Source organism: Micromonospora palomenae, assembly GCF_007829925.1.
Classification (GTDB): Bacteria; Actinomycetota; Actinomycetes; order Mycobacteriales; family Micromonosporaceae; genus Micromonospora; species Micromonospora purpureochromogenes.
Genome location: NZ_VIXA01000002.1, coordinates 1,551,996 through 1,578,475, shown reverse-complemented (window position 1 = coordinate 1,578,475; position 26,480 = coordinate 1,551,996). Strand labels below are relative to the sequence as shown.

General features: G+C 74.1%; 27 protein-coding genes. 10 read left to right on the top strand and 17 right to left on the bottom strand.

Annotated features, from left to right (window positions below):
• Nucleotides 1–28: 28 nt before the first annotated feature.
• The 5 genes from FHX75_RS18450 to FHX75_RS18430 all read right to left on the bottom strand — a co-directional run bounded on the left by FHX75_RS18450 (nt 29) and on the right by FHX75_RS18430 (nt 4,823).
• Complete coding sequence (locus FHX75_RS18450; RefSeq protein WP_154941381.1) at nt 29–925, bottom strand: septum formation family protein; 897 nt, start codon at nt 923–925, stop codon at nt 29–31.
• Between the two features lie 88 nt (nt 926–1,013).
• Entirely contained in the window at nt 1,014–1,439 is a 426-nt protein-coding gene (panD, locus tag FHX75_RS18445) for an aspartate 1-decarboxylase (protein ID WP_154941380.1), read from the bottom strand.
• Between the two features lie 26 nt (nt 1,440–1,465).
• On the bottom strand, nt 1,466–2,323 hold the full coding sequence (panC, locus tag FHX75_RS18440; protein ID WP_154941379.1) for a pantoate--beta-alanine ligase: 858 nt from the start codon (nt 2,321–2,323) through the stop codon (nt 1,466–1,468).
• Nucleotides 2,320–3,297, bottom strand: a complete 978-nt coding sequence (locus FHX75_RS18435; RefSeq protein ID WP_154941378.1) for a Rossmann-like and DUF2520 domain-containing protein — start codon at nt 3,295–3,297, stop codon at nt 2,320–2,322. The genes panC and FHX75_RS18435 overlap by 4 nt, the downstream gene beginning before the upstream one ends.
• A 251-nt stretch (nt 3,298–3,548) precedes the next feature.
• Nucleotides 3,549–4,823: a phytase gene (locus FHX75_RS18430; RefSeq protein ID WP_154941377.1), complete on the bottom strand. Its 1,275-nt coding sequence runs from the start codon at nt 4,821–4,823 to the stop codon at nt 3,549–3,551.
• 55 nt (nt 4,824–4,878) lie between these two features.
• Here FHX75_RS18430 and FHX75_RS18425 point away from each other — a divergent pair, with 55 nt between their 5' ends.
• Nucleotides 4,879–5,940 carry an SAM-dependent methyltransferase gene (locus FHX75_RS18425; RefSeq protein ID WP_154942033.1) on the top strand — a complete coding sequence of 354 codons (1,062 nt, stop codon included), beginning with the start codon at nt 4,879–4,881 and terminating at the stop codon, nt 5,938–5,940.
• The gene (locus FHX75_RS18420; RefSeq protein WP_211364495.1) at nt 5,937–7,106 is read left to right on the top strand and encodes an NADH-quinone oxidoreductase subunit D; all 1,170 of its coding nucleotides are present in this window, start codon (nt 5,937–5,939) and stop codon (nt 7,104–7,106) included. The genes FHX75_RS18425 and FHX75_RS18420 overlap by 4 nt, the downstream gene beginning before the upstream one ends.
• A 21-nt stretch (nt 7,107–7,127) precedes the next feature.
• Here the strand turns inward: FHX75_RS18420 and FHX75_RS18415 are convergent, their stop codons facing one another.
• The 4 genes from FHX75_RS18415 to FHX75_RS18400 form a co-directional block, all read right to left on the bottom strand.
• Nucleotides 7,128–8,570 carry a hypothetical protein gene (locus FHX75_RS18415; RefSeq protein WP_154941375.1) on the bottom strand — a complete coding sequence of 481 codons (1,443 nt, stop codon included), beginning with the start codon at nt 8,568–8,570 and terminating at the stop codon, nt 7,128–7,130.
• Between the two features lie 119 nt (nt 8,571–8,689).
• On the bottom strand, nt 8,690–9,694 hold the full coding sequence (locus FHX75_RS18410; RefSeq protein ID WP_154941374.1) for a glycine betaine ABC transporter substrate-binding protein: 1,005 nt from the start codon (nt 9,692–9,694) through the stop codon (nt 8,690–8,692).
• Between the two features lie 157 nt (nt 9,695–9,851).
• A complete protein-coding gene (locus tag FHX75_RS18405) occupies nt 9,852–10,583 on the bottom strand; it encodes an ABC transporter permease (protein WP_154941373.1) in 732 nt (243 codons plus the stop codon).
• Nucleotides 10,580–11,266: an ABC transporter permease gene (locus FHX75_RS18400; protein WP_154941372.1), complete on the bottom strand. Its 687-nt coding sequence runs from the start codon at nt 11,264–11,266 to the stop codon at nt 10,580–10,582. The genes FHX75_RS18405 and FHX75_RS18400 overlap by 4 nt, the downstream gene beginning before the upstream one ends.
• Before the next feature lie 2 nt (nt 11,267–11,268).
• Between FHX75_RS18400 and FHX75_RS18395 the strand changes: the two genes are divergently transcribed.
• On the top strand, nt 11,269–12,267 hold the full coding sequence (locus FHX75_RS18395; protein ID WP_154941371.1) for an ABC transporter ATP-binding protein: 999 nt from the start codon (nt 11,269–11,271) through the stop codon (nt 12,265–12,267).
• Nucleotides 12,268–12,317: 50 nt separating this feature from the next.
• Here the strand turns inward: FHX75_RS18395 and FHX75_RS18390 are convergent, their stop codons facing one another.
• From FHX75_RS18390 to folP, 7 genes are all read right to left on the bottom strand, one after another.
• Nucleotides 12,318–12,818, bottom strand: coding sequence for a hypothetical protein (locus tag FHX75_RS18390; RefSeq protein WP_154941370.1), 501 nt, complete (start codon nt 12,816–12,818; stop codon nt 12,318–12,320).
• 62 nt (nt 12,819–12,880) lie between these two features.
• On the bottom strand, nt 12,881–13,186 hold the full coding sequence (locus FHX75_RS18385) for a hypothetical protein (RefSeq protein WP_154941369.1): 306 nt from the start codon (nt 13,184–13,186) through the stop codon (nt 12,881–12,883).
• A gap of 55 nt (nt 13,187–13,241) precedes the next feature.
• Nucleotides 13,242–14,462 carry an ABC transporter permease gene (locus tag FHX75_RS18380; RefSeq protein WP_154941368.1) on the bottom strand — a complete coding sequence of 407 codons (1,221 nt, stop codon included), beginning with the start codon at nt 14,460–14,462 and terminating at the stop codon, nt 13,242–13,244.
• Nucleotides 14,463–14,564: 102 nt separating this feature from the next.
• Nucleotides 14,565–15,101, bottom strand: a complete 537-nt coding sequence (locus tag FHX75_RS18375; RefSeq protein ID WP_154941367.1) for a DUF3180 domain-containing protein — start codon at nt 15,099–15,101, stop codon at nt 14,565–14,567.
• A gap of 19 nt (nt 15,102–15,120) precedes the next feature.
• On the bottom strand, nt 15,121–15,648 hold the full coding sequence (folK, locus tag FHX75_RS18370; RefSeq protein WP_154941366.1) for a 2-amino-4-hydroxy-6-hydroxymethyldihydropteridine diphosphokinase: 528 nt from the start codon (nt 15,646–15,648) through the stop codon (nt 15,121–15,123).
• Complete coding sequence (gene folB / locus FHX75_RS18365) at nt 15,645–16,004, bottom strand: dihydroneopterin aldolase (protein WP_154941365.1); 360 nt, start codon at nt 16,002–16,004, stop codon at nt 15,645–15,647. Before folB ends, folK begins: the two co-directional genes overlap by 4 nt.
• Nucleotides 16,005–16,056: 52 nt before the next feature.
• Entirely contained in the window at nt 16,057–17,010 is a 954-nt protein-coding gene (gene folP, locus FHX75_RS18360) for a dihydropteroate synthase (RefSeq protein WP_154941364.1), read from the bottom strand.
• Between the two features lie 333 nt (nt 17,011–17,343).
• Here folP and FHX75_RS18355 point away from each other — a divergent pair, with 333 nt between their 5' ends.
• From FHX75_RS18355 to FHX75_RS18325, 7 genes are read left to right on the top strand one after another with little or no spacing between them, the layout of a single operon-like run.
• Nucleotides 17,344–17,658 (top strand): hypothetical protein, encoded by a 315-nt coding sequence (locus FHX75_RS18355; RefSeq protein WP_088959938.1) that lies wholly within the window; start codon nt 17,344–17,346, stop codon nt 17,656–17,658.
• Nucleotides 17,659–17,671: 13 nt separating this feature from the next.
• Nucleotides 17,672–18,034, top strand: a complete 363-nt coding sequence (locus FHX75_RS18350; RefSeq protein ID WP_067302246.1) for a hypothetical protein — start codon at nt 17,672–17,674, stop codon at nt 18,032–18,034.
• 49 nt (nt 18,035–18,083) lie between these two features.
• The gene (locus FHX75_RS18345; protein WP_154941363.1) at nt 18,084–21,590 is read left to right on the top strand and encodes an ATP-binding protein; all 3,507 of its coding nucleotides are present in this window, start codon (nt 18,084–18,086) and stop codon (nt 21,588–21,590) included.
• A gap of 1 nt (nt 21,591) precedes the next feature.
• Complete coding sequence (locus FHX75_RS18340) at nt 21,592–23,541, top strand: MraY family glycosyltransferase (RefSeq protein WP_154941362.1); 1,950 nt, start codon at nt 21,592–21,594, stop codon at nt 23,539–23,541.
• Between the two features lie 4 nt (nt 23,542–23,545).
• Nucleotides 23,546–24,094 carry a hypothetical protein gene (locus tag FHX75_RS18335; RefSeq protein ID WP_154941361.1) on the top strand — a complete coding sequence of 183 codons (549 nt, stop codon included), beginning with the start codon at nt 23,546–23,548 and terminating at the stop codon, nt 24,092–24,094.
• 8 nt (nt 24,095–24,102) lie between these two features.
• The gene (locus FHX75_RS18330) at nt 24,103–25,290 is read left to right on the top strand and encodes a M23 family metallopeptidase (RefSeq protein ID WP_154942032.1); all 1,188 of its coding nucleotides are present in this window, start codon (nt 24,103–24,105) and stop codon (nt 25,288–25,290) included.
• Nucleotides 25,287–25,889 (top strand): hypothetical protein, encoded by a 603-nt coding sequence (locus tag FHX75_RS18325; RefSeq protein ID WP_154941360.1) that lies wholly within the window; start codon nt 25,287–25,289, stop codon nt 25,887–25,889. The genes FHX75_RS18330 and FHX75_RS18325 overlap by 4 nt, the downstream gene beginning before the upstream one ends.
• A gap of 4 nt (nt 25,890–25,893) precedes the next feature.
• Here FHX75_RS18325 and FHX75_RS18320 read toward each other — a convergent pair whose 3' ends face one another.
• Entirely contained in the window at nt 25,894–26,448 is a 555-nt protein-coding gene (locus FHX75_RS18320) for a hypothetical protein (RefSeq protein ID WP_154942031.1), read from the bottom strand.
• Nucleotides 26,449–26,480 lie beyond the last annotated feature (32 nt).

Genomic DNA, 26,480 nt, shown 5'->3' with positions numbered 1-26,480 from the left:
CGACGAGTGGTTTGGACTACGGCGTCCGCTACTTCGTCCGGACGGGCAGCCCGGCCGGGCCGGCGCCCTTGAGCGAGGCGGTCACCGTCCGGTCGCTGAGCCACAGGTGGCAGCGCACACCCCGGTCACCCGCCCGCCAGCGGCCGGCCCCGGGCGGGCGGACCACCACGCCGCTGCGGAAGCGCAGGTCGGCGTCGTCCGGCACGCCGACGTACCGGGCGAGGACGCTCCGGCAGCCGGCGTAGAGCGGGAGCCAGTCGGCGTCCCGGGTCGGGTACGGCCGGTCGGGTGCCTTCCACACGCCGACGAACTCGGCGTCGTGGGCGGTGGCGCACTCCGCCGGGAGCAGCACCTGCACGCCCCGGCCGGTGCCGGTGCGGGTGCGCTGGCAGCCCAGGCGCAGCGCCGACGGGCCCTTCAGGGCGTCCCGCAGGCTGCCGGTACGGGTCACCACGGCGGCCGCCGCCTCGACGGTGGTCAACTCGCTGAGGTCGCAGCGGTACCAGCGGGAGCCGGCCGCCCAGCCGGGACGGGTGGGCAGCGCCACGGCCAGCCGCAGCCGGCCGGCGCGCCAGTCGTCGCCGACGTACCCGGTGGCACGCGCGTCGCACTCGGCGAAGGCGCCACGCAGGTCGGGCGAGCCGGTGGCGGGCGGGTCCGCCCGGCCGGCCGGGAAGGCCCCCACGTGCACCGTCTCCACCCGGTGCGCCGCGGCGCAGTCCACCGGCGCGTACGCGTCCAGCGCGACCGTGTCGGTGAAGTCGCCGACCTGGCAGACGCCGGCCTCGGGGGTGAACGGCCCGGCGGCCGCCGGGGCGGCCCAGTCGTCGGTGAGGTCCCCGTCGACCCCGGCGGTGGCGGCGCACCCGGTCAGCAGGGCCCCGGCGATCAACGCGGCGACCGGTCTCGTCATCGCACGGCGCATCGCGGCCTCCCCCGCCGACGACCGTCAAACCCGACGGTCCGCCCAGGGTAACCAACAATGACCTTCCGGTGACAGACCGGAAGTGCGCTCAGCCCACCACGGCCAGCGGGCTGGGGGTGGGGGCGCCGGCGGTGCCGGGAGCCACGGCGGCCGGGTCGGCGCCCAGGTCGACGACCTTGTTGTCGGCGTCGACGTGCACCACCCGGGGCCGGTACGAGCGCGCCTCGGCGTCGTCCATCTGACCGTACGAGATGAGGATGACCAGATCGCCGGGGTGCACCAGGTGCGCGGCCGCGCCGTTGATGCCGATCACCCCGCTGCCCCGCTCACCGGGGATGACGTACGTCTCCAGCCGGGCCCCGTTGGTCACGTCCACGATCGCCACCTGCTCGCCGGGGAGCAGGTCGGCGGCGTCGAGCAGATCCTGGTCCACGGTCACCGAGCCGACGTAGTGCAGGTCGGCCTGGGTCACCGTCGCCCGGTGGATCTTCGACTTGAGCATGGTCCGGAACATCGGTCGCCTCTCAGCGGGTGTGGTGGTCAGGTGGTCAGGAACGGCGGGGCGAGTCGGATCGCCAGGTTGTCGATCAGGCGGGTGTCGCCCACCCAGGCCGCGACCAGCAGCCGGGCCGGCCCGGCCACCGGACCCGGTTCCAGGTCCGGGTCGGTGAGCACCAGGTAGTCCAGCCGGGCGTCGGCGCCCACCGCGGCGAACGTCCGGTGCGCGGCGGCCAGCACCTCCCCGGCGTCCCGGCCCTGCTCGGCGGCGGTCGCCCCGGCCCGCAGCGCGGCCGACAGGCTCAGCGCGGTCTGCCGCTGCTCGGGCGAGAGGTAGCGGTTACGGCTGGACAGGGCCAGCCCGTCCGGTTCGCGGACGGTCGGCACGCCGACCACCTCCACCGGGACGTCCAGGTCGCGGGCCATCCGGCGGACCAGGGTGAGCTGCTGGTAGTCCTTCTCGCCGAAGAAGGCGAGATCGGGGCGGGTGAGCTGGAGCAGCTTCATGACCACGGTCAGCACCCCGTGGAAGAAGCCGGGTCGGCTCTGCCCCTCCAGGTCCTCGCCGAGCTGCCCCGGGTTCACCCGGACCACCGGCTGCCCGTCCGGGTACATGTCCGACACGGCGGGGGCGAACACCACGTCGGCCCCGGCCCGGCGGCAAATCTCCAGGTCGGCGTCGAGGGTGCGCGGGTAGCGGTCGAAGTCCTCGTTCGGCCCGAACTGCAGCGGGTTGACGAAGATCGTGACGAGCACGTGGTCCGCCCGCTCCCGGGCCGCCCGCAGCAGCGTCTCGTGCCCCGAGTGCAGGGCACCCATGGTCATCACCACGCCGACGGTGCCCTTGAGTCCGTCCCGCGCCTTCGCCAGCTCGGCCCGGCTGTGCACCAGCTCCGTCATGCCGCCACCTCCCGATGGATCCCGGCCAGCACGTCGAGCAGCGACTCGGCGTCCACCGGCCGCAGCCGACCGGCCGCGATCGCCCGATCCGCGCTCCGTCGTGCCAACGCCAGGTAGGGGGCCACCGATTCCGGGGCGGTCTCCGCCAGCCGGTCCAGGTGCCGCCGCACGGTGCCCGCGTCGCCCCGGGACACCGGGCCGGTCAGCGCGTCGTCGCCGAGCCGCAGCGCGTTCTCCAGGGCCGCCCGCAGCAGCGGGGCCAGCACCTTCTCGGGCTGGGCCACCCCGGCGTCGCGCAGCCGGTCGGCCGCCTCGTTGACCAGGGTCACCAGATGGTTCGCGCCGTGCGCCAGCGCCGCGTGGTAGAGCGCGCGGTCCGCCTCGCCGACCCACTCCGGCACCCCGCCCAGGTCAGCGACGAGCCGGGCGGCGAGCGGGCGCAGCTCCGCCGGGGCGGTCACCCCGTACGAGATGCCGGCCAGCCGGCCGAGGTCGTCGGGCGTACCGGTGAAGGTCATCGCCGGGTGCAGCGCCAGCGGGCGCGCGCCGACCGCGGCGGCCGGGGCCAGCACGGCCAGGCCGTGCGCGCCGGAGGTGTGGGCGACCACCTGGCCGGGGCGCAGCGCCCCGGTCTCGGCCAGCCCGGCGACCACGCCGGCCAGCGCGTCGTCCGGGACGGCGATCAGCAGCAGGTCGGTGGCGGCGCGGGCGACCGAGGTGGCGGAGCGGTTGCGGGTGCCGGGCAGCAGCAGCGCGATCCGGGCCTTCGCGGCCCCGGAGACGCCAGCGGCGGCGACCACCCGGTGGCCGGCGGCGGCGAGCGCCGCGCCCAGCACCGCACCGACCCGGCCGGCGCCGATGATGCCGACGGTCAGGGTGCGGGGGAAGACGAGCGGGGCGCCGGCAGGGGCGCCGCCCGCAGGAACGGCGGCCTCACGCGGGGCGGCCGGACGCGGGCGCAGCGGTGCGCTCATGGCAACGATCCAGTCCTCGAAGGGGGTACCGGTCGACCGCAAGTATGCGCTGGGGTTACGGAGCCCTAACAAGAGTGTGTGAAAACCTTCACCGGCCGGTGGGCGGGCGGTTTCCGGGCGGCGCGGACCACGCGCCGCGGTTACAGTGCCGCCCCGCCGGCCCGGCTCCCGGATGTCCGGTCCGTCCGGTACGGACCCGGCGGCGGACCGGGCCGCACGCCCCGACGGCGGCGGCGACCCGGTCCCGAGCCTCAGCCCAGGGCGCGCAGGAAACCGGCGTCGACGAACTTGAAGTCCGTGTCCGGGCGGGCCTCGCCGTCCGCGCCAATGGTCTCCGGGGTGTTGTTGCCGTCGTGCACCACCAGCAGGCCGCCGGGGAAGCCCGGCAGCGGGGTGGCGGTCACCGCCGCGCCGTCGCACTCCTGGGCCCCGTCCACCCCGCCGTCGACCACCGCGAACCGGCCCGTCGGGCGGTCGGTGCGCCGGTCGTAGGTGTAGAAGGTGTCGTCGCCCTGGCTGGAGACGACGAGGGTGCCGGTGAACCGGCCGGTCCGGTGGATGGTCAGCCCCTCCACGTCCTGGGCGATCCGGCCACCGAAGCCCGGGTCGGCCGCGTGATCGGTCACGCAGTCGTCCTCCTCGACGTCGAAGGCCGCCGGGACGCCGTACTCGCGGACCCGCTCGACCGGCGTCAGGCCGCCGGCGAACCGGCCGCCCACCAGTCGGGTCCGCCACAGCCCGACCTTCTCCTGGGCCAGGTGCACCACGCCGGTCGCCGGGTCGACGACCGTGCCCTCCACCTGGGGCCCGTCGCCCGGGTCGGTGCACGGCGACCAGCGCGCGCCGTTCGGCAGGGTGAACGTCGACGGCAGCGTCAGCCGGTCCACCCGCCGGTAGCTGACCGTGTCACCCCTGGCGACCAGCCGGAACAGCCCCACCTCCGGGGTGCTGCGCCGGCTGACGACCGCGTACGCGCTGCCGTCGACGTCGGTGAAGGTGCCCAGCCCGTACGCGGTGCGCTGCTCGTCGACCTCGGTCTGGTCGGCGCTGAAGGCGAACGGCACGTCCGCTGCGGTGACGTCGGTCAGCAGCCGGGTACCCGGGTCGATCCGGTAGAAGCGGAGCTGGTCCCGGCCCCGGTCGGTGACCACGGCGAGGTCGGTGCCGCGGCCGGCCAGCCGGAACCCGGAGACCAGGTCGACGTTGTTGAACCGGCCGGACTCGTGCTCCGGTCCGGGCGCCGGCGGGGTGGCGATGCGCTGCCGCTCCCGGGCGCGCAGGTCGTACACCCGCAGGCCGCCGTTCTTCGCGGTGGCCACCACCAGGCTGCCCGCCCGGTCCGTCGGGTGCACCCAGATCGCCGGGTCGTCGGCGTCGGCGTCCCCGCCGGCCTCGTCGTCGAAGAGGGAGGGGGTCTCGACCACCGCGCGGACCTCCCGGGGTCCGTGGGTCGGCGCGGCGCCGGCGGGGGCGGCGGCCAGCACCATCGGCACGACCGCCAGGGCGGGGATGAACAGTCGTCTCATACCGGCTGACCGTAGGGTCGGCACGGTGACGCACCCTGAACATGGAGTGAACTCGATGCGCTGGCGGGACGCCATGGACGCCGCCCTCTACGGCCCGGCCGGCTTCTTCGTCGCCGGCGCCGGACCCGCCGCCCACTTCCGCACCAGCGCGCACGCTCCCGATGTCCTCGCCACCGCCCTGTCCCGCCTGGTCGAACAGGTGGACGCCGCCCTCGGCCGGCCGGACCGGCTGGACGTGGTCGACGTGGGCGCCGGCCGGGGCGAACTGCTGCGCGCCCTCTCCCGGACCGTGGGTGCCGACGGGCGGTCGGCTTCCCCGGAAACCCCGACCGCCCCGGCCGCCGCCGCGCCGTCACCCGCCGCGCCGGTGCCGCTCGCCCACCGGGTACGGCTCACCGCCGTCGAGCGGGCGCCCCGCCCCGACGACCTGCCCGCCGGCATCGACTGGCGGGACGAGATCCCGGACGGAGTCACCGGCCTGCTGGTCGCCACCGAATGGCTGGACAACGTCCCGCTTGACGTCGCGGTGCAGGACGGGGACGGCTGGCGGTACCTGCTCGTCGACCCGGCGAGCGGGGCGGAGTCGGTGGGCGACCGGGTCGGCGCCGCCGACCTCGACTGGCTGCACCGCTGGTGGCCCGCCCCGGTGGCCGCCGGACGCGCCGAGATCGGCCGGACCAGGGACGACGCCTGGGCCGACGCGGTCGGCAGGCTCGACCGGGGACTCGCCCTGGCCGTCGACTACGGACACCTGCGGCAGGAGCGGCCGGTGGACGGGACGCTGACCGGGTACCGCGCCGGCCGGCAGGTGCCACCCGTACCCGACGGTTCCCGCGACGTCACCGCGCACGTCGCCGTGGACTCGGTCGCCGCCGCCGGCGCGGGGGTCGCCGGGTGCGCGTACACGCTGGTGTCGCAGCGGGAGGCGCTGCGGGCGCTCGGGGCCGACGGCGGCCGACCGCCGCTCACCCTGGCCGGCAGTGACCCGGCCGGCTACCTGCGGGCGCTGGCCGCCGCCTCGGCGGTGGCCGAGCTGACCGATCCGGCCGGCCTCGGCGGGCACTGGTGGCTGCGACAACCGGTCGGCGTCGACCCCGCGGCGTTCATGGCACGATGACCCACATGACCACGGACGCCGGCGACCTCCGCGAGCTGACCGTCGGCACCGGCGCGGGCGGGGAGCAACTGGGCACCGACATGGTGCTCAACATCGGCCCGCAGCACCCGTCCACGCACGGGGTGCTCCGGCTCAGGCTGGTGCTCGACGGCGAACGGGTCGTCGCGGCCGAACCGATCGTCGGCTACATGCACCGGGGTGCGGAGAAGCTCTTCGAGGTCCGCGACTACCGGCAGATCATCGTGCTGGCCAACCGGCACGACTGGCTGTCGGCGTTCTCCAACGAGCTGGGCGTGGTGCTCGCCGTCGAGCGGCTGATGGGCATGGAGGTGCCCGAGCGGGCCACCTGGCTGCGGATGGCCCTCGCCGAGCTGAACCGGGTGCTCAACCACCTGATGTTCCTCGGCTCGTACCCGCTGGAGATCGGCGCGATCACCCCGGTCTTCTACGCGTTCCGCGAGCGGGAGACCATCCAGGCGGTGATGGAGGAGGTCTCCGGCGGCCGGATCCACTACATGTTCAACCGGGTCGGCGGCCTCAAGGAGGAGGTGCCCGCCGGCTGGACCGGCCGGGCCCGCGCCGCGATCAGCGAGGTCCGCCGCCGGATGCCCGACCTGGACCGACTCATCCGGCGCAACGAGATCTTCCTGGCCCGTACCGTCGGGGTGGGGGTGCTCTCCGCCGCCGACGCCGCCGCGTTCGGCGCCTCCGGGCCGGTCGCCCGCGCCTCCGGCCTCGACCTGGACCTGCGCCGCGACGAGCCCTACCTGGCCTACGACCAGCTCGACGTGCCGGTGGTCACCCGCACCACCGGGGACTGCCACGCCCGCTTCGAGGTGCTGCTCGACCAGGTGTACGCCTCGCTCGACCTCGCCGAGCAGTGCCTGGACCGGGTCGACCGGCTGACCGGGCCGGTCAACACCCGACTGCCCAAGGTGGTCAAGGCGCCCGAGGGGCACACCTACGCCTGGACCGAGAACCCGCTCGGCATCAACGGCTACTACCTGGTGTCCCGGGGCGAGAAGACCCCGTGGCGGCTCAAGCTGCGCACCGCGTCGTACGCGAACGTGCAGGCACTGGCCAGCCTGCTCCCCGGCGCCCTGGTGCCGGACCTGATCGCCATCCTCGGCTCGATGTTCTTCGTGGTCGGCGACATCGACAAATGACCGGCGGCTGACCGGGGCGGGTCAGCGCCAGCGGCCACCGGCGCGCGGGGAGTCGTCCTGCGGCGGTTGGCCGTACCGCTGCTCGCCGCCCCACTGCTGGCGGGCGCGCGGCTCCGGCTCGGCGGCCCGCCAGGAGTCCACCGGCTCCCGCTGCGCGGGCGCTCGCCACTGGTCGGCCGACCGCTCGCCCCACGACTGCTCGGCGTGCTGCTGACCGCGCGCCTGCCCGCGCCACTCCTGCGGCACCGGCACCCCGCCGGCCGGCAGTGCCGGATGCTCCTCCGCCTCGACCCAACCGCCGCCGCCCCACTGCTCGGCGGGCCGGCGGGGCTCGTCGTGGCGTACCGACGCCCACCGGTCCTGCATCCGGAACTCGGCGCCGTCGGCGTGCACCTCCGCCCGGCGCTCACCGACCCGCACCTCGCGGCCCCGCCCGTCGTCGCGTACCTCGGCCCAGCGGTCGCCGGCCCGTACCCCGGACCAGTTCTCCTCCGCCGGGTACGACCCGCCCGCCCAGGACTGGTCGGCGCGGTCGTCGGCGGCACCCGACCAGGACCGCTCCTCGGGCTGACCGCCCGACCAGGGCCGGTCCTCCCGCTGGCCGCTCGACCGTTCGTCGCGTTGGCCCGCCCAGCCCCGCTCCGGCTCGGCCCGCTCCGACCAGGAGTTCTCCGGCTCCGCGCCGCTCCAGGACGACTCCTCCGGCGCGGGGGACCAGCGGCCGCCGTATCCGGCGTAGGCGTTGCCGACCGCCGGGTCCGCGCCGTCCACCACGGTGTGCCGGGTGGTCACGTGCACCGTCTCGGTGTGCCGCACCACGGGACGGCCGCCCGCCTCGGGGGCGGCGCCGCGCGGTTCGCGGGGAGCGCCGTACACCCCGGCCTGGCCGGCGGATCGCTCCGCGCCGTAGCGGCGCCCGGCCGGCTCCTCGTCGTCCCGATCGGTGGCGCGCCCCCAGGTGGACGGGGTCTCCTCCGGCGCGGCGGCCCACCGCCGCCCGCCCGACGCCTGTTCCTGCGGGGCGGACACCCGGGCCCGGCCGGCGCCGGCCGGTTCCTCGGCCACCGCCCCGGTGATCCCGGCGGCCGCGGCGATGCCGGCCGCCGCCGCGTCCAGCCGGCGGCGCAGCGCGCTGACCTGGTCCTCCACCCGCTGGGACTGGTCGAGCGCCTGGTTGCCGCGCTGGGCGGCGGCCACGATCTCGGCGCGCAGCTCTCGGCGAAGCTGCTCCAGCTCGTCGAGGAACTCCTCGCCGCGCGGCTGGCCGCCGTCGGCGCGCAGCGCGATCGACAGACCGATCAGGACCACGGCCATGATGGCCAGTACGGCGGCGAACCGGAGCGGACCGTTGCCGTCGGCGATCAGCAGGATCAGCGCCGCGACGGGCGCGATCGCCACACCGATCCAGAACAGGACGGTCAGCAGCTGCGGGTGGTGCTTCTCGGGCACGACCGGGGCGGGCATGGCTGTGGAGCCTACCGAGAGATGCCCTGCGTGGGAACGGTCCCGAGGACCGAATCGCGACGTCAGGGGGTGCGGGCCGGGCGCGGCCGGCGGGGTGCCGCCGCGCCCGGAACCCGTGGTCAGCCGGTGGCGAGCGCGCCGTCGGAGGAGAAGACCAGACCGACGCTGGCGGTGCCGGTCTTCAGCGCGTTCTTGGTCTGCGGGCCACCGGCGTCCAGCGAGCTGAACGAGCCGGCCTTGAAGTCGTAGACCTCCACCAGACCGGCCTGGCACTTCGGCCGCTGCGGGCACTCCGGCGGGCCGGCCAGCACGGTCGCCGAGCCGGAGCACTTGGCCGCCAGGTCGGAGATCGTCTGCACGCCGTACTTGTCGGCGAACGCCTTCGTCACGGCGAAGGCGTTCTGGTCCTGGGCGGCGGCGGGCGCGCCGAAGGTGATGCCCACCTTGTCGCCCGCGGCCTTCAGCGCGGTCACGGTCTTGTCCAGCTCCGGCGAGGAGACCGGGGTGGCGTTCTTGCCGTTGGCCTTGGTGTTGAGGAACTCCGCCATGGTCGCCGCGTACTCCGGGACGACCTGGATCTCGCCCTTCTCCAGGGCCGGCTCGTAGAGCTCGCGGTTGCCGATCTGCTGCACCTTGACCTGGTAGCCGGCCGCGGTGAGGACGATCTTGTAGAGCTCGGCCAGGGTCTGGCTCTCGCTGAAGTTGCCCGCGCCGACCACGATCTGCCCGCCGGGGCCCTTGGCGATGCCGGCGGTGAGGTTGTTCGCCGAGGCGAACCCCTCGGCGGCGGCCTTCGGGGTCTTCCGGTCGACGTCGACGGCCTTGTTGAGCGCGATCAGCTTCGGCGTGTCCAGCGCGGTGGAGACCTTGTCGAGCGCGGCGACCAGCTGCGGGTTGGCCGCGTCGACGTTGATCGCCGGGACGATGTTGTCGGTGTTCTGAAGCTTCTTGTCGTCGTTCAGGACGACCAGCTGGTCGCCGGCGACCGGGGCGCAGCCCGCCCCGCTCGCGCCCTGCTGGGGTGCGTCCGTGCCGGAGGACCCCTCGTCCCCGCAGCCGGTGAGCAGACCTGCCACGGTGAGCGCGCCCACCGCGCCCACCGCCAGCCGTGTCCGTACGCGCATGATCGCGCCCGCCTTCCGTGTCCCGGCGCGACCCGAGGTGGGCCGGCCGCGTGTCCGACGGGCGATCCGATCGGCCGCCCGCGACTCCAGCCAATATCCTCCGGCTCCGACCGACAAACTCCGAGCGGGGTTCGTCACCGGATCGTCACCGGTTCGCTCAGTTTCCGGTGACGGCGGCCGCCGCCCGCCGGTTCGCCCGGCCCCGGGCCCGCCGCAGCGGGCGCGGAGTGACCGCCCGCTCGACCAGCGCCAACACCCCCTCGACCAGCAGCGCCAGCCCGGCCACCAGCACGCCCCCGGCGATGATCTGGCCCCCGCCGGCCGCGATGTCCAGCCCGAAGCCCGCCCGGATGATCTGGCCGAGCCCACCGCCGTTGACGAACGAGGCGAGCGCGGCGGTCGCCACCACCTGCACCGCCGCGGTCCGGAACCCGGCTGCCAGGTACGGCACCGCCAGCGGCAGCTCCACCCGGCGCAGCACCTGCCCCCCGGACAGCCCCATCCCCCGCGCCGCATCCCGGGCCTCCGGATCGGCCTGCCGCACCCCCGTGTACGCGTTGGCCAGCAGCGGCGGCACCGCGAAGACGGCCAGCGCCACCACCACCGCCGGCCGGCCGAACCCGAGGAAGGTCAGCGGCAGGATGGTCAGCAGCGCCAGGGTGGGGATCGCCAGCGTGACGTTGGAGATCAGCAGGACCAGCCCGCCACCACGACCGCTGTGCCCGAGCCAGAGCCCGATCGGCCAGGCCACCAGGCAGCCGAGCAGCACCGCGGCGGCGGACATGCTCAGGTGCTCCCCGAGCCGGTCCAGGATGCCGCCCGGGTTGGTCCAGTTCAGCGGGTCGTTGAGCCAGACCACCGCCTGCTCGACCGGATTCGTGGCCGTCATCCGGTCCGCCCGCGCAGCCACGGCGTGAGCAGCCGGCCCACCCCGGCGAGGATCAGGTCCAGCACCAGGGCGAGCAGGACGCAGAGCAGCGTCCCGGTCATGATCTGGGCCTTGTAGAAGTTGTTCTGGAAGCCGGCGAAGATGAGCTGGCCGAGGCCGCCGCGACCGACCACGACCCCGACGGTGACCAGGGCGACCGTCGAGACGGTGGCGAGGCGTACCCCGGTGAGGATGCCGGGCAGGGCCAGCGGCAGGTCGATCCGGAACAGCCGCGCCCAGCGGCCGTACCCCATGCCCTCGGCCGCGTCGCGGACCTCGGGGGGCACCTGGTTCAGCCCGGCCACCGCGTTGCGCACGATCACCAGCAGCGCGTACAGCACCACCACGGTCAGCACGGTGATCGCGCCGATGCCGAGGTAGGGCGCGATGAAGGCGAACAGCGCCAGCGACGGGACGGTGTACAGCACGCCGGTGAGTGCGAGAATCGGCCCGGCGAGGGCGCGGAACCAGTACGCCGCCACCGCCAACGGCAGGGCCACCAGGGCGGCGATCAGCACCGCCCGGGCGGTCAGCGAGGCGTGCTCGCGCAGCGCGGCGAGGATGGTGTCAGAGTTGTCCCGCACGTACTGCCAGGAGAACCACGGGTTACCGGGGTCGGCCCGGTAGCTCAGGTGGAGGGACACACGTGGACGTTACCCCGGGACCCACCGGCGCGGCCGGGCACAGCGCGGCCTCGATCACCCTGGACGGCATCCGGAAGCGCTACCCGGACGGCACCGAGGCCGTGCGCGAGCTGAGCCTGGAGGTCAAGGCCGGCGAACTGGTGGTCCTGATCGGCCCCTCGGGCTGCGGGAAGTCCACCGTGCTGCGCATGGTCAACCGGCTGATCGAGCCGACCGGCGGCCGGATCCTGCTCGGCGACGAGGACATCACCCGGGTCGACCCGGTGAAGCTGCGCCGCCGGATCGGCTACGTGATCCAGAACGTCGGCCTCTTCCCGCACCAGACGGTGCACACCAACGTGGGCACGGTGCCCCGGCTGCTGGGCTGGCCGAAGGAGCGGATCCGCCGCCGCGCCGACGAGCTGCTGGAACTGGTCGGGCTCGACCCGGCGCAGTTCGGCCGCCGCTACCCGCACGAGCTCTCCGGTGGGCAGCGGCAGCGGGTCGGGGTGGCCCGGGCGCTCGCCGCCGACCCGGTGGTGCTGCTGATGGACGAGCCGTTCTCGGCGGTCGACCCGATCGTCCGGACCCGGTTGCAGGAGGAGTTCCTGCGGCTCCAGGCCGAGGTCCGCAAGACCATCGTGCTGGTCACCCACGACCTGGACGAGGCGGTCCGGCTCGGCGACCGGATCGCGGTGCTCTCCCAGGGGGGCCGGCTGGAGCAGTACGACACCCCGGCCGCCCTGCTCGGCGCCCCCGCCTCGCCGTTCGTCCGCGAGTTCGTCGGCGCGGACCGGGGCATCCGCCGGCTCGCCGTCACCCCGCTCACCCGGGACACGCTGGCCCCGCTCCCCGGCGCGACCGCCGACCTGCCGGCGGTGCCGCTGGGCGGTTCCGCGTACGACGCGCTGGCGGCGATGCTCACCACGGGCTCCGAGGCGGTCGTGGTCACCGCCGACGGCGAGCCGGTCGGCGCGCTCACCCGGGCCCGGGTGCTCGAACTCGGCCAGACCGGCGCCTGACCCGGCCCCGCCGGCCGACGACGTCGCGGCCGGCGCTTCCGGCGGCCAGGTCAGGCTCGGCCGCCGAGGCTGGCGGTGCCGATGATCCAGCCGGCGAAGAAGCCGTAGGTGGCACCCGTGCCGGTGGTCTGGAAGTCGGCGAGCAGCGGCCCGTCCGAGGTCAGCAGCGCCGCCAGCAGGGTCGCCGTCGCGGCGGCCAGGACGTACGCGGCCCAGCCGGAGAAGAATTGGCTCACCGATCCCTGCACGCGGGCCACCTGCGAGGTGGGCAGCAGGTAGAGGAAGGTCGCGGCGAACACCAGCAGCAGGATGGCCCGCAGGTCGGTGGCGAGCACCCCGTGCTCGCCACCGGCGGCCTCCAGCCGCCAGGCCGGCCAGGCGAGCAGCCGCAGGAACCAGCCGCCGGCCGAGTTGGGGTCGGTGTGCGCCTCGGCCCAGTCGACGTACCACGGGCTGCCGCAGACCCCGACCAGGATGAGCGCGGCCAGGGTGCCGGTGCCGGCGGCGGTGCCGTACCCGCTGACGGTCCGGGGACGGTTGGTGAGGGCCATGCGGCGGGAAGTTCCCGACCCACCCGGGCGGGCAAACCTGCGCCAGCCGGCGGTCCGACCGGTCAGTGCTTCACCAGGTAGTCGATGAACGCCGCGCGCAGCAGCGGCGCCGCCTCCTCGTACCCGTGGCCGGTCAGCTCCCGCCACAACGCCGAGGCCTCGTCGATGATCGGGCCGATCGAGTTCGGCGCCCCGTCCAGCACGGCGGCCTCGTCGGCGTTCGGCAGGTGCCGCAGCACCGACCAGAAGAAGCCCACGTCGCGGCGCTCCCGGGCCAGCGCGAACGCCCGCTCCCGCAGCTCCTCGGTGGAGAGCGCGTCGAGCTCGTCGAAGGTGCGGCCGGTACCGGCGGAAGGAGTCTCGCTCATGCCCGCGAGCCTAACCGGCGAGATCACCTACGGCCCGCCGGACGCGGGCACGGCCTCACCGGTCGTCGTCGTCCCAGCGGCGCGACCCGGTCTCCCAACGCGGGGCCTCCCACGGGTCCGGCGGGGTGGCGGTCGACTGGGCCGGTAGCGCGGGCGGCCAGTTGTCGACGGTGTTCGGCCGGGGCAGCGACCAGCCCGTGCTGATCGTGCCGTCGCCGGCGGGCGTCGTCTCGACCGGCTCGCCGGTCGAGGCGTGCGGGCGCCCGCACGCCTCGACCAGCCGGGTCACCACCAGCCCGACGCCCAGCGCCGCGCCGCCCACGGTCCACCGGGAGACCGTCCAGCCGTGCGCGGTCGCCCAGGCCAGGAAGACCACCACCACGCCCACCGCGAGCAGGGTGCCGAAGATCCCGCCGCGCCGGCCGTACGCGCTGGTGCCGCCGAGCATCGCCACGCCGACCGCCAGCACCGTCCAGTCCAGCCCCGACGCCGGTACGACCGGGCCGGCGGCGTTGGCGGCCAGCAGCACCCCGGCCAGCGTGGCGAGCACGGTGGAACCGACCAGCGCCGCGGCGGTGATCAGGGCCGCCAGCACGCCCCGGCGGCGGGCCGGGTCGACCACCGGCCGGAACCGGCCGACCACCCGCCGGACCGCCCGGATCGCACCGAAGATCCCGCCCAGCACGGCGACGGCCGCGAACCCGGCGAAGAGGTAGAAGGCCGTGCGGCGCGGGTCGTAGTCGGCCTGCACTCCGACCGCGCCGGAGCGCCGCTCGATGTAGACGATCACGCCCGCGGCGGCGGCGAGGCCGGCCGCCCAGCCGGGCACGTGCAGCACCACCACGGCCAGGGCCAGGGCGAGGCCACCGACGGCGGCAGCCACCAGGGCCGGGGTGAGCGCCGCCGTGACCCCCCGATCGCCCTGCTCGGCGAAGTGCAGCGCGGCGGCGACGGCGACCGGCCCGACCGCCAGGTTCACCGCCGCGGTCCGCAGGCTCAGCCCGGCGGCGAGGGCCAGCAGGCCGAGCGCGACCACGTCGACCAGGAGGGTGCGCAGCCCGTCGCCGCGCAGCGCGTCGGCGTCCTCGCGGCGCAGCAGCAGCACCACACCGACCAGACCGACCAGGAGGAGCGCCTCCCACACCAGGTGCACGCCGACCCGGTCCCGGCCCGGCTCACCGTGCGCGGGATCGTCGAAGACGTTCTCCAGCACGGCGGCGGGCACCCCCGGCGTGGGCTCCGCGAATCCGGCCCGGCCTGGTTCGTCGTACGCCATGCCGCGCGCCTCCCACGTGGCCGGCCGTCCTCGTTGACGGTCGTCTGCTCTCCGGTCGCCAGGGACGGTACCTGCGCACGCGGCCGCGCGTAACCCCCCTGATCAGCGGCGGGGCGGGCCGCCCTGCCGCTCGCCGGGCTCCCGGTCCTCGTCGTCCTCCTGCTCGGGGACCCGGCAGGCGCGTTCGAGCCAGAGCGCGGCGGCGGCCAGGGCGAGCGCGGCCAGCAGGCCGGCGCCGGCCGCCGGACGGTCGTCCATGGCGGCGTTGGTGTCCTCGATGAAGAGCCACGCGGTCAGCCCCGCGTAGAAGCCCGTGAAGATCGCCCCGGCCAGGGCGGACGCCTTGGCCAGCACCACGAACCGGGCGACCAGCAGCGGGTTGACCGGGTCGCGACCCGGCCGGCGCTCGATCCGGCTGCGGGTGTTGGCCGCCGCGTACCCCTCCAGCACCGCGAGCGCGGCCAGCGTGACCACCGGCAGCCAGGGCAGGTCCGGCGCGACGTCGTAGTAGAAGGTGCTGATCAGCAACCAGGCCACCGCCGCGGCGGCGAGGGCGGCGACGACCAGGGTGGAGATCCGGGTGGGGCCCATCCGGAAGCGGTCGGGCTCGCTTCCGCGCGGGGGCTGCGCCTGGGTCATGCCGGCCGGCTCCACTCGGTCATGGGGTCGACTCTAACGCCAGATCGGGCCGGGGGCTCAGTTCCAGCGCGTCGCCGGCCAACGGCTCGGCGTTGAGCAGGTCGGTCAGCCAGCCGTGCCCGGGCAGCCGCCCGTGCGGCTCGATGTCGATCCACGGCCGCAGCACGAACGCGCGCAGGTGGGCGCGGGGGTGCGGCAGGGTGAGTTCGGGGTCGTCGCTGAGCACCGGCTCGCCGGCCGCGTCCCAGACGGCGATGACGTCCACGTCCAGGGTGCGCGGTCCGAACCGGCGCTCAGGGTCGCGGACCCGGCCGGCCGCCCGCTCGGCGGCCCGGGCCCGCTCCAGCCAGTCGCGCGGGGTCGCCGCCGGGTCCGCGACCAGCACCGCCGCGTTCAGGTACGCCGGCTGTTCGGCGTCCCCCCACGGTGGAGTCTCGTAGACCCCGGAGACCACCAGGACCGCGTCGCCGAGCGCGGCGACCGCGGCGCGCAGGTGGGCGAGGCGGTCGCCCAGGTTGCTGCCGAGGGAGAGCACGGCCCGGGTCATCGGGTACGCCGCATCGTCACGGCGACGTCGGAGAAGGTGTGCGGGATCGGCGCCTCGGGCTTGTGCACGGTGACCGTGGCGGCGGCGACCAGCGGCTCGGCCAGGCAGACCGCGAGCAGCCGGTCGGCGAGCGTCTCGATCAGCGCGACCGGTTCGCCGGTGATGACGGCGACCAGCTTCTCGGCCAGCTCGCCGTAGTGCACCGTGTCGGTCACCTCGTCGGAGCGGGCCGCCGGGGCCAGGTCGAGTTCGAGCACCGCGTCGACGACGAACTCCTGCCCCTGGGCGCGTTCGAACTCGTAGACGCCGTGCCGACCGCGCGCCCGCAGGCCGGTCAGCTCGATCCGGTCGGTCATCGCTCTCCCTCGTCCCGGCCGACGTACGCGGCGGTCCCCAGCCCGGACGCGGTCACCACGCCGGCTCGCTCTCCTGGCGGCCGGCAGGCCCGGCCGCCCCCACCACGGGCACGCCGGCACCGCCCGGTTCCGTGCCGTCGTGGCCGGCGCGGTGTCCGGCCGGCTCGGCGACCAGGCGGGGGCGGCCGGTGGCCTGCCAGACGGCGAGCGCGTCGGCGGTGCCGCGCACGTCGTGCACGCGTACCCCCCAGGCGCCGGCGGCGACGGCCAGCAGGCTGGTGGCGGCGGTGGCCGCCTCCCGGTCGGCGGTGGGGCGCGGCTCGCCGTCGGCGTCGGCCAGCAGCCGGCCGAGGTACGACTTGCGGCTCGCCCCGAACAGCAGCGGGAAGCCGAGCGCGACCAGCTCGGGCAGGCGGGCGCTGAGCTCCCAGTTGTGCGCGGCGGTCTTGGCGAAGCCGAGGCCGGGGTCGACGATGATCCGGTCGGCGGCCACCCCGGCGGCCAGCGCCTCGTCGACCCGCCGGCCCAGCTCGGCGCGCACGTCGGCGACCACGTCGGTGTAGGTGGCCAGCTCGCGCATCCCCCGCGAGTGCCCGCGCCAGTGCATCAGCACCCAGGGACAGCCGGCGTCGCGCACCACCCGGGCCATGTCCGGGTCGGCGAGCCCGCCGGAGACGTCGTTGACGACGGTGGCCCCGGCGGTCAGGGCCGCCTCGGCCACCGAGGCCCGGCTGGTGTCGATGCTCACCGCCACGCCGGCCGCGGCCAGCTCCCGGATCACCGGCAGGACCCGGGCCGCCTCGGTCGCGGGGTCGACCCGGTCGGCGCCCGGTCGGGTGGACTCGCCACCGACGTCGATCAGGGCGGCGCCCTCCGCCCGCAGCCGTACGCCGTGCGCGACTGCGGCGTCGAGGTCGGCGTAGCGGCCACCGTCGGAGAAGGAGTCGGGCGTGACGTTGAGGACGCCCATCACCACCGGGGCCTGGGCCCGTACCAGATCGGTCACGACTAGACGGTACCGGTCGTCCATGCCCGCTCCGGCAACCCCCTGACATGCGCATTGGAACAGGTGTACGATCGGTCGTCCAGGTCGAATCGGGCCGAGTCTTCGCGGGTTGTCGCAAAGGAGGGCGGGCCGTACGCTGTGGAATTGCCCAGCATCGAGATGGCGAAGCCTGGAGGGAGGGCCGAAGCGGGAACAATCCCCCCAAAACTCACCACTCTTCGTGGTGGGTAACGAACGTAGCGTCGCCGACGCTGCGCTGAGTGAGCACATTTCCCGCCAGGCTTGCCTACTGCACCACCGCGGCACCGCCGGCCGCGACATGGGGAGGTTCCAGTGATCGCCTTCGAGCTCATGCAGACGGCGACGTCCGGCGTCGCGCAGGCCCTGCACACCCTGGCGACGACACCGCTCGCCGAAGAGGCTCCGAAGGGCATCGACACCAACGGCGTCGTCACCTTCTTCGCCAGCAAGATCGCGCCCATCCTGCTCGCCGTGCTCGGTGTCATCTTCATCGGCCGGGCCAGCCGGGGTGAGATCTCCAAGGTGCTCACCAGCTCGGCCATCGCGATCGTCGGCCTGGCCTTCATCGCCGGAGCGGCCACACTCTTCTTCGTCGGTGACTACCTGATCGACCTGATCTTCGAATAGGCCCGGGCGAGACATGCGGCTGCGCACCGACGACGACATCTACCGGGCTCGCCTGGTCTATCTCGGGCCGCCCGGCTACACCCTTCCCGTCCACCTGCCGTACGCCCAGTACGGCCTGTTCATGCTGCTCGTACCCCTCTACATGTTCATCCACTGGCTGTTCACGCTGCAGGTCGAGCTCTTCCCCGCCTGGGAGATCGCGCTCGCCATCGTGAGCACCTCGTTCATCTTCCGGTACGTCGACCCGGACCGGCCGGCACGGATGGTCATCCGCACCGCCCTGACCGACTGGCGACGCACCCGGGAGCCGGCCGCCGAACTGCGGGACCCCCGCCTGGTCGGCAGCCGGATCAGGATCCGGGAGGAACTGGCATGACCGGGCGTACGTCCATCGGGCAGTCGAACCACGCGGGTGAGGCGGTCGCATGAGTCGCTCTTCCACGCCGGGTTTCCCGGCCGGACGTCACAGCGCCCCGCACGGTAACCGTGCGCGGTCGCTCGACTACCCGGAGGAGGAGATCCAGGACGAGCAGCCGTCCGACCCGGCCCTGGTGACCAGTCCCGGGCAGGGTGGCGTCGGCGTCTTCCAGCCGCCGCGGCCGGCGAACGGCCGGGGCGTACCGCCGGTCGAGCCGAGCCCGCCGATGCTCGTCGGCGACGGCACCGACATCGACTCCCCGTTCCTCGACCTCTTCGGCGGCCCCGGCGCGCCGCCGCGCCCCGGCCCGCCGCCGCCGGTGTCGTCCCCGCGTCGCGGCCGCGAGCACCCGCCGATCCCGCACCAGCCGGCGGCGCCCCCGGCCTCGGCCCCGCCGCAGCCCGCCATCGCGGCGGAGACGCCGGCGGCGATCGAGGCGCCGGCCGCCGGCCGCCCCGCCCGCACCCGGGTCCCGCACCAGCCCGGCGACCGCCTGCCCGTGCTGCGCCCGCCGGCGGAGGCCGAGCCGGTCGCGGACCGACCGGTGGAGACCCCGGCGCCGCGCCTGCCGCGCGCGGTGCCCGCCGAGCCGCTGACCGCGCGCGAGGCCACCGAACGCAGCCGGCGGGAGGCCGTCGAACGGGCCCGGCGGGAGGCCGCCGCGCGGGCCCGCCGGGAGACCGTCGCACCGGTCCGTCCCGAGCCGGCCGAGCCGACCGAGCCGGATTGGCCGGAGCCGGAGGAGCTGCCCCGGTCGGCGCCCGCCGGGTCGTCGCGACGCGAGGTCGAGGAGCCGGCCCGGCACGCGATCACCGAACCGGGTCGGCGCGAGTTGGCCGAGCCCGGGCCGCAGGAGCCGGCGGAACGGGCGTCCCGGGAGCTGGCGCCGCCGCGCCAGCGCGCGGCCAGTCGGCGCACCCCCGCCAAGCCCGTCCGGGTACGCCCTCCGAAGATCAAGTTCGGTGACCGGGACCCGTCGATCGACCTGGCGATCACCGAGATCGCCGGCCACCTGACCTTCACTCCCAACACCGTCACCGCCTGGTACTGGCTGCCCGAGGTGCGCTGGGCGTTCCGCCCGGACGCCGAACGGGAGGCACTGCTCTCGGCGATCTCGGAGCAGTACGCCGGCCTCGCCGGGTTCCGGCTGCACCTGCGCCGCACCACCCGCCCCTTCCCGGCCGACGAGTGGGCCCGCACCATCGACGCGCACACGGCCGCGCCGCTGCCCGACGTCCCCGGCACCGCCGGCTGGGCCGACCACCTGGTCGCCGCCCAGCGGCACCTGATGTCGGTCAACCACGCCGAGGGGCAGACCTACCTCGGCGTCACCTTCGCCCGGCGCTCGCTCGGCGACTCGCTCACCGAGCGGCTGCTGCGCACCTTCGGCCGGGGCACCGCCGACGGCGAACGCCGCAAGCTCGGCCGCACCGTCGAGCAGTTCGACGAGGTGCTGGGCGCGTTCGGCATGCGCGGCCGCCGGGTGACCGCGCAGGAGCTGGAATGGCTGCTCTACCGCTCGGTCGCGCTCTGCATGGCACCGCCCGGCACGCTCTCCCCGGTGACCAACGGCCGGTGGGAGCGGGGTGACCTGCTCGCCCTCACCGAGCAGGTCGAGCGGTACCGCACCCCGTACGGCTCCACGGTGAAGCTGGTCAACCGGATGACCGGCGAGGAGCGGCACGTCGCCGTGCTCGCCGTCGGCCGGATGGAGCCGCTGGAGATCCCCGAGCGGCACGAGCCCTGGCTGCACTTCCACGAGCGGCTGCCCTGGCCGATGGAGATCTCCACCCGGGTCGACATCCTCGGCTCCGGCGACTCCTTCCGTAACCTTGAGCACCGGCTGCGGATGATCCGCTCGCAGCAGCTCGACTACGCCGAGCACGGCATCGACGCCCCGCCCGAGCTGGAACGACTGGCCAAGCGGGCGCTGGTGATCGGCGACGAGATGACCACCGGGCTGCCGGTGGACTCGGCCCGCGCGCACGGCTGGCACCGGATCGCCGTCGGCGGCCGGACCAGGGAGGAGTGCCTGGAACGGGCCCGCCGGCTCATCCAGCTCTACTCCCGCGAGCTGCGCATCTCCCTGCAACACCCGAAGAACCAGGACTGGCTGGCCCGCGAGTTCATCCCCGGCGAGCCGATCGCCAACACCGGCTATGTCCGGCGGATGCCGGTCAACCTGCTCGCCGCCGCGCTGCCGCAGGCCGCCTCCACCGTCGGCGACCGCCGGGGCGACCTGATCGGGCGTACCGCCGGCACCTGCCGCCGCCCGGTCTTCCTCGACCTGCACTTCCCGATGGAGGTCCGCGAACGCTCCGGCCTGGCGGTCTTCGTCGCCGAACCCGGTGGTGGCAAGTCGACCCTGCTCGGCGCCCTGGGCTACCTGGCCGCGCGGCGCGGGGTGCAGGTGACCCTGCTGGACCCGTCCGGCCCGCTGGCCCGGCTCTGCGCGATGCCGGAGCTGCGACCGTACGCACGGGTGCTCAACCTGACCGGGTCCGAGCACGGGACGTTGGCCCCGTACTCGCTCATCCCCACCCCGCTGCGCAGCGAGTTCGGCAGTGGCGCGGCCGGCGACCGGGAATTCGAGATCGCGGTCTCCAACGCCCGGGCCGAGCGCCGGATGCTCGTGCAGGACATCTGCATGATGCTGGTGCCGCCGCAGGTGGCCCGCGAGGCGTCCACCGCGACCCTGTTCCGGCACGCCGTACGCCAGGTGCCGGCGGAGGAGACCTCCACGCTGGACGACGTGGTCGCCTGCCTGCAGGGGATGGACGACGACGCCGGCCGGGAGCTGGCCAACCTGCTGCTCGACACCGCCGAGATGCCGCTGGCGATGCTCTTCTTCGGCCGCCCGCCGGAGGGGCTGCTCGGCGCCGACGCGGCGCTCACCGTGATCACCATGGCCGGCCTCCGGCTCCCCGACCTCAAGATCGAGCGGGAGTACTGGTCCGCCGAGGAGGCACTGGCCCTGCCGATGTTGCACACCGCGCACCGGCTCGCGGTGCGCCGCTGCTACGGCGGGTCGATGTCGTCGCGGAAGCTGGTCGGCCTGGACGAGGCGCACTTCATGGAGGGCTGGCGCTCCGGCCGGTCGTTCCTGGTCCGGCTGGCCCGGGACTCCCGCAAGTGGAACCTCGCCGCCCTGGTCGCCTCGCAGAACCCGAAGGACATCCTCGGCCTCGACGTGCAGAACCTCGTCTCCACCGTCTTCGTCGGGCGGATCGCCGAGGACGCGGAGATCGCCTCCGAGGCGCTGCGGCTGCTCCGGGTGCCGGTCGACGACGGGTACGAGGCCACCCTCGCCTCGCTCTCGGCCGTGGACGCCACCTCGGCGGACCGGCTCGGTTTCCGCGAGTTCGTGATGCGCGACGTGGACGGCCGGGTGCAGAAGGTCCGGGTCGACGTGTCGTACGTCGAAGGGCTGCTGGCGCACCTGGACACCACCCCTGCCGGGGTCGCCCAGGTTGCCGGGCAACTGCCGACCGTCCTGGCTGACCTGGAGGCGTGACATGGCGAGGGCCCGGGCACGGATCGCGGCGCTCCTCCTCGCGATCGGCGTACTCGCCGGTACCACGATCGCCTGGCCGGTGGTCGGGGCGACACCGGCCGCGGCGGCCCCGCCGGTGACGGCCCAGGCGGCGGCGGAACTGTGCAGCACCAAGGAGTGGCAGGCCGACTTCCGCGCCTGCGTCGCCAAGCTGCAGGACGTGACCAGCGCTCGCGCGGAGTGCCTCGATCCGCCCACACCGGGCGCTCCCGACGCCGGTCTGGCCGGATGGTTCGCGGGCGAGCCGCCCGCGTCCTCGACCGGAGGAGTCACCGGGCGGTACAGCCTCTACGGCTATGCCGGCTACAGCTACAACACGTATGACCTGGGCTGCGGATCCTCGGTGCTTCATGCGGACTACAAGTTCACCACGACGGTGGCCAACGGCGAGTTCATGTTCGCCACAGCCATCATCGGTGCCTCGAACGCCCTGCGGGAGCGGGCGTGGGACCCGCGCTCGATGTGGGGCTGGGCCGACCCGCTGGTGGAGAAGGCGACCAAGGCCGTCTACCAGAAGGTGTTCAGCGTCTTTGGCATCGTCACGCTCTGCGTGGTGGGCCTTTATCTGCTCTGGCGCTCGCGCCAGTCGGACATGAGCAACGCGATGACCACGGCCGGGTGGGCCCTGCTGGTGATGGTTGCGGTGACCGCCCTAGCCGCCTGGCCGGTCAAGTCCGCCAACATCGCCGACGGCACGCTCATCACCTCCCTCAGCGTGGTCCATGACGCGGTGGGCCCGCAGGCCAAGGAGCCGGCACCGGGACGCTGCATCGATCCCAATCCAGACCGGTGCAAGGACCTCCGCCCGCCTGCCGTTCGCGCCAGCGACACGGCAACCGAGACCATGCTCTACCGGAACTGGCTGCGGGGCGTGCTCGGCTCGGCGGACAGCGAGACCGCGAAGAAGTACGGCCCCGCGCTCTACGACGCCCGCTCACTGACCTGGGGAGAAGCCAAGTCGATCCGGGCGAATCCGGCGACCCGCGCTGCCACGATCAAAGCCAAGCAGCAGCAGTGGATGAAGGTCACCGAGCAGATCAGCAGGGAAGATCCGGAGGCGTACGAGTACCTCCAGGGCACCCGTGACATGGACCGCATCGGAGCGGGTTTCATCGCGGTGCTTGCCTCGCTGCTCTTCGCGATGTTCGACCTGACCGCGTCGCTGCTGGTGCTGCTCGGCTTCCTGATCTTCCGCTGGGCGGTCATCGCGGCACCGATCCTGGGCACGGTCGGCCTGCTGAGACCGGCCAGCGCCGGGCTGCGGCGCCTCGGCAACGCGGTCGTCGCGGCGGTGTTCAACATCGCCATCTTCGGCACCGGGGCCGCCATCTACCTCTTCGCGGTGGACCTGATCATGAGCACTCCCACCCTGCCGGGGTGGCTCCAGGTGGTGCTGGTCTGGCTCTGCGGCGTGGTCGGCTGGCTGCTGCTGCGCCCGTACCGGCGGATCACCCAGCTCGGCGGCAAGGACAGCAGCGAGGCGGTGAGTTCGGCCGGCTCCTGGCACCGTCGCTTCTTCCGCGACATGCGCATCGCCGCCCGGCTCGACGTGGTGGAGCCGGGGGGCACGGCCGAACCGGCCGTCGCCCGGCGGCGCGGACTGGCGCTGGAGCCGTCGAACCTGCGCCCGGAGGCCCGGCGGGAGGACCCGTCGCACTCCTCCACCACCCTCGCCGTGCGGGAGCGACCGGACGGCCGCGAGCGGGCGGACGAAGCCGAGCCACAGGAGGTTCGGTCCGGTGACGGCGAGCGGCGCACCGCACCGCGTCCGCGCCGTGGTCAGCCGGCGAGCTGGACGGAGCCGGACGTGCCGGAGGAATCGCCGTCCTTCGTGGTGTACCGACCCGACTCGGCCGAGCGTGCACCGGCCAACACCAGGCCCGGCCCTCGGGTCCGGTCCGAGGCACGGTGACGGCATGCGTCGAGGCATCGAGTTCCTGGTCACCCGGGTCCTGCGATCACGGATCGGCATTGCGCTCGCGATCGCCGTGCTGGTCTTCGGAGTGATCGGTACGGCCCGGCTGGTCAGCGGCCCGGCCGACTCGACCAGTGGGCTCAGCAGCCGGCCACGCGAACCCATCACGACGGTGGAGCCGGAGACGGGCGACGACGGCGTCATCGGCACGCCGCTGCCACAGTCGCCCGAAACGCGTGCCGGGGAGCTCACGCCCGAACAGACGGCGGATCGCTTCACCTCGGCCTGGCTCGGCGGACCCGCCACCACGACAGAGAAGTGGCAGGCAAGTTTGCGGCCACTGTCGACGGTATCGCTGACGGAGAAGTTGACCGGCGTGGACCCGACGGAGGTGCCGACGGTGAGGGTGATCGGTGAACCGACTGTTCGACCACGCACGGAAGCCTTCGTCGAGGTGCTGATTCCGCTTGATGCCGGGCGACTCCGTCTGGAACTGGTGGCACCGGACGGACGTTGGTTGGTCGATGCCGTGGATTGGGAGCGAGAGTGAGTGCCGACCTGGCGAGCGCGGACCAGCCGCCTCGCCGCCGGCTCCGCCTCGGTGTCCTGCTCACCGCACTCACCGCGACGCTCGCACTGCTCTGTTGCGGTGGCGGCACTGCGGCGTTCTTCCTCACCAACCTCGGTAACGAGCAGAAGAACCTGACTAGCGAGGAACTGAGCTGCGAAAAGGATCATCGGGTCAAGGTCACCGGTGACATGCCCCGACTGGCCAAGTACGGCCCGACCCAGATGCGCAACGCTGCTGTGATCATCAAGGTCGGCCAGGAGATGAAGGTGCCACCCCGCGGTTGGGTGATCGCCGTGGCGACCGCCATGCAGGAATCCGCGCTCCGCAACCTCGCCAACAGCACGGTCGCGGGTTCCGGCCGGTACTCGAACGAGGGCGTGGGAGCGGACCACGATTCGGTCGGCCTTTTTCAGCAGCGTGCCGGCTGGGGCAGCGTCGCGCAGCGGATGAGCCCGGACTACGCCGCCCGCAAGTTCTACGAGAAGCTGCTCAAGGTCGACGGTTGGGAGCGACTCCCGCTGACCCTCGCCGCGCAGCGGGTCCAGATCAGCGCGTACCCGGACGCATACGCCAAGCACGAGGACACCGCCAGCCGGATCGTGGACGCGCTGGCCCAGGGTGCCGCCCGGACGGTGCAGATCGCCGACAAGACCGTCTGCGACCGAGCCTCCGCCAAGACGATCGCCGCCTCCGGCTGGACGTCGCCCATCCCCGGCAGAGTGGGCTCGGGCTTCCGGACCGCGAGCCGCCCGCAGCACAACGGGGTGGACATCGGCGCGCCGAAGGGGACCACGCCGATCCATGCGGCGGCCACCGGGCGGGTGCTGGTGGCGCGCTGCGACCCCGACCACAAGGGCCGGCTCGACTGCGACGTGGACGGCTATCCCGGCAAGGGCGGCTGTGGTTGGTTCGTCGACATCCTGCACGCCGGCGGGTACATCACCCGCTACTGCCACATGGTGAAGAAGCCGCTGGTCGTCCCCGGTCAGGAGGTGCGGGCGGGCGAGATCATCGGACGGGTGGGCAGCAGCGGCAACTCCTCCGGTCCGCACCTGCACTTCGAGGTGCACCGGGATGGCGACCGCAGCTCCCTCGGTGCGATCGACCCGGTGCCGTTCATGCGACAGCGGGGTGCGCCCCTCAACGGCTCGAGCGTGAGGCAAGTAGAACGATGACCGGTCCGCTGCCGGATCCCTTCGCCGGCCAGCCCGACTGGGCGCCACTGACCCCCCGGCCGGTCGAGATCGTGCCCGCCACCGGGCGGGTCGAGCTGCGCGGCCGGCGGGTCCTGGTCGGGCTGCCGGGCCTGGGCTGGCGGGGTGACCTGCGGGCCGACGAACGGGTGGTGCAGGGCAGCCGCACCTACGTGCCGGTGATCCCCGAGCACGAGTGGTACCGGGCCGAGTCCGACCAGGTCGAGGTGTTCGCACCGTTGATCCCGGTGGAGCGGGTCTGGGTCGAGACGCTCGGCGAGCGCCCGTCGCCGGGGGCGGCCGCCCGCGAGCAGGGCATCCGGCTGGTCTCGTTGGACGAGCCGGCCAACCGGATACCGACGCCGGTCTTCGAGGCCGACACGGTCAGCGGCCGGCGGGTGGTGCACGTCGAGGATTCGGTCGAGCATCGGGATCTGCGCGCGGTGACCGAGACCTACTCCGGCGCCGACGGCGACATCTGCGTCCGGGTCACGCCGGAACTGGAGTGGTACCGGTGGGCCTGGCGCGGGCAGCCACCGACCACCCTGGAGGTGCCGGTGCACCTGTTGTGGGTCGAGTAAGGCATTAGGCGGAGGCAGCCGAGCAGACCCGCCATCCCTCCTGTTGGTCGGCGACTTCAAAGCGCCAGGTGTCCGTCAGACTCTGCTGGACGCCGTCGATCGTGGCGCTTCTCCTGATGACGGCGTTGACGACGGCAGATTTGTCGCCGGTCTTGGTCACGGCGACGTTCTCGATGTTGACGGAAAATACGGTGTCTAGCTGTTGCTCGCGGGCCGCCATCCGGTCTCGGAACTCGTCCACCGCCGGCAGCGGACCGCCACAGGTGAAAAGGTTGGCCTTGCTGTCGTCCCGCGCCACCAACACCGCCTGCAGGTAGTTGACGACGACCACGTCCGGCGCACTGCGGTCCGGCGCTGTCGCGCGGTCGTACAGCACGTAGCCGATCACCGCGCCGCTCACGCAGAGCAGCGCCAGCACCCCCGCCACCACGGTGAGGACGGTGCGGGTCCGGCGGGGCTGCTGCTGTGGCGCCGGCGGGGCGGCAGGGGGCGCCAACTGGTCCGGCGGGGTCCTCTGCGCCGGTACGCGGGAGACCTGGGAACCGGCGGGGGGCTGCACTGATTCCACCCCCTGAGGCTATCGGCTGAGCG

Coding starts and splice junctions, on each gene's coding strand:
- FHX75_RS18450 (WP_154941381.1), bottom strand. CDS start 925: ATGCGCCGTGCGATGACGAGACCGGTCGCCGCGTTGATCGCCGGGGCC.
- panD (WP_154941380.1), bottom strand. CDS start 1,439: ATGTTCCGGACCATGCTCAAGTCGAAGATCCACCGGGCGACGGTGACC.
- panC (WP_154941379.1), bottom strand. CDS start 2,323: ATGACGGAGCTGGTGCACAGCCGGGCCGAGCTGGCGAAGGCGCGGGAC.
- FHX75_RS18435 (WP_154941378.1), bottom strand. CDS start 3,297: ATGAGCGCACCGCTGCGCCCGCGTCCGGCCGCCCCGCGTGAGGCCGCC.
- FHX75_RS18430 (WP_154941377.1), bottom strand. CDS start 4,823: ATGAGACGACTGTTCATCCCCGCCCTGGCGGTCGTGCCGATGGTGCTG.
- FHX75_RS18425 (WP_154942033.1), top strand. CDS start 4,879: ATGCGCTGGCGGGACGCCATGGACGCCGCCCTCTACGGCCCGGCCGGC.
- FHX75_RS18420 (WP_211364495.1), top strand. CDS start 5,937: ATGACCCACATGACCACGGACGCCGGCGACCTCCGCGAGCTGACCGTC.
- FHX75_RS18415 (WP_154941375.1), bottom strand. CDS start 8,570: ATGCCCGCCCCGGTCGTGCCCGAGAAGCACCACCCGCAGCTGCTGACC.
- FHX75_RS18410 (WP_154941374.1), bottom strand. CDS start 9,694: ATGCGCGTACGGACACGGCTGGCGGTGGGCGCGGTGGGCGCGCTCACC.
- FHX75_RS18405 (WP_154941373.1), bottom strand. CDS start 10,583: ATGACGGCCACGAATCCGGTCGAGCAGGCGGTGGTCTGGCTCAACGAC.
- FHX75_RS18390 (WP_154941370.1), bottom strand. CDS start 12,818: ATGGCCCTCACCAACCGTCCCCGGACCGTCAGCGGGTACGGCACCGCC.
- FHX75_RS18385 (WP_154941369.1), bottom strand. CDS start 13,186: ATGAGCGAGACTCCTTCCGCCGGTACCGGCCGCACCTTCGACGAGCTC.
- FHX75_RS18380 (WP_154941368.1), bottom strand. CDS start 14,462: ATGGCGTACGACGAACCAGGCCGGGCCGGATTCGCGGAGCCCACGCCG.
- FHX75_RS18375 (WP_154941367.1), bottom strand. CDS start 15,101: ATGACCCAGGCGCAGCCCCCGCGCGGAAGCGAGCCCGACCGCTTCCGG.
- folK (WP_154941366.1), bottom strand. CDS start 15,648: ATGACCCGGGCCGTGCTCTCCCTCGGCAGCAACCTGGGCGACCGCCTC.
- folB (WP_154941365.1), bottom strand. CDS start 16,004: ATGACCGACCGGATCGAGCTGACCGGCCTGCGGGCGCGCGGTCGGCAC.
- FHX75_RS18350 (WP_067302246.1), top strand. CDS start 17,672: ATGCGGCTGCGCACCGACGACGACATCTACCGGGCTCGCCTGGTCTAT.
- FHX75_RS18345 (WP_154941363.1), top strand. CDS start 18,084: ATGAGTCGCTCTTCCACGCCGGGTTTCCCGGCCGGACGTCACAGCGCC.
- FHX75_RS18340 (WP_154941362.1), top strand. CDS start 21,592: ATGGCGAGGGCCCGGGCACGGATCGCGGCGCTCCTCCTCGCGATCGGC.
- FHX75_RS18335 (WP_154941361.1), top strand. CDS start 23,546: ATGCGTCGAGGCATCGAGTTCCTGGTCACCCGGGTCCTGCGATCACGG.
- FHX75_RS18325 (WP_154941360.1), top strand. CDS start 25,287: ATGACCGGTCCGCTGCCGGATCCCTTCGCCGGCCAGCCCGACTGGGCG.